Raw genomic sequence first — 1,134 nt, forward strand, 5'->3', positions numbered from 1 at the left:
CTAGTGTCGCGTGAATGAAGTCCTTGGACGAAGAGTCGGAGTGCGGTTGAATGGCGTATGCCTGTTGCTGCGCCGTTGGTCGTGTCCGATGCGGACCGTGAGGTCCTGCGTTCATGGGTGCGCTCGCCGTCGTCCCCGTCCGGGTTGGTGACGCGGGCCCGGATCGTGCTGCTCGCTGCCGAGGGCGCCTCGAACACCGATATCGCGCGGCGGCTGGAGTTGTCCCGGCAGACGGTGGTGACCTGGCGGGGCCGGTTCCGGTCGGCCGGCTTGGTGGGGCTGGAGGACCGGCCGCGTTCGGGCCGGCCCGGGACCGTGGACGAAGTCGAAGTAGTAGTACGGACCCTGGAGGGCCCGCCGGACAAGCTGGGGGTGACGCACTGGTCATCCCGGTTGCTCGGCGCCGAGCTGGGTCTGTCCAATGTGGCGGTGGCCAAGGTGTGGCGGAAGTGGAAGATCCAACCCTGGCGGAGCGAGACGTTCAAGTTCTCCACCGACCCGGAGTTGGAGACCAAGGTCCGTGATGTGGTCGGGCTGTATCTCGCCCCGCCGGAGAAGGCGGTCGTGGTCTGCGTCGATGAGAAGTCGCAGATCCAGGCGTTGGACCGGACCGCGCCGATGCTGCCGGTGCGGCCGGGCCTGGCCGAGCGCCGCACCTACGACTACGTCCGCCACGGCACCACCACGCTGTTCGCGGCCCTGGAGGTCGCCACCGGGAAGATCACCGCGGACGCCTGCTACGACCGGCACCGCAACGACGAGTTCCTGCGCTTCCTCAAGCAGGTCGCCAAGGCCCACCCCCGGGTCAAGCTGCACGTGGTCGTCGACAACTACGCGACCCACAAGCACCCCCGGGTGAAGGCGTGGCTGGCGAAGAACCCGCGGATCACGCTGCACTTCACCCCGACCTCCTGTTCATGGCTGAACCTGGTGGAGATCTTCTTCGGCATCATCACCCGCCAGGCCATACGCCGCGGCACCTTCACCTCGGTCACTGACCTCACCGACGCCATCCGCCGCTACATCGACGCCTACAACGACCGCTGCCAGCCCTTCACATGGACCAAAACCGCCGACGACATCCTCGAACACGCCACCCCCAAACGTCCAAGGACTTCATTCACACGACACTAG

General features: G+C 66.6%; 1 protein-coding gene. It reads left to right on the forward strand.

The window, feature by feature from the left end:
• Nucleotides 1-57 precede the first annotated feature (57 nt).
• Nucleotides 58-1,134 carry an IS630 family transposase gene (locus AB0M29_RS45230; protein WP_365393702.1) on the forward strand — a complete coding sequence of 359 codons (1,077 nt, stop codon included), beginning with the start codon at nt 58-60 and terminating at the stop codon, nt 1,132-1,134.

This window comes from Streptomyces sp. NPDC051976, from assembly GCF_040680795.1.
Classification (GTDB): domain Bacteria; phylum Actinomycetota; class Actinomycetes; order Streptomycetales; family Streptomycetaceae; genus Actinacidiphila.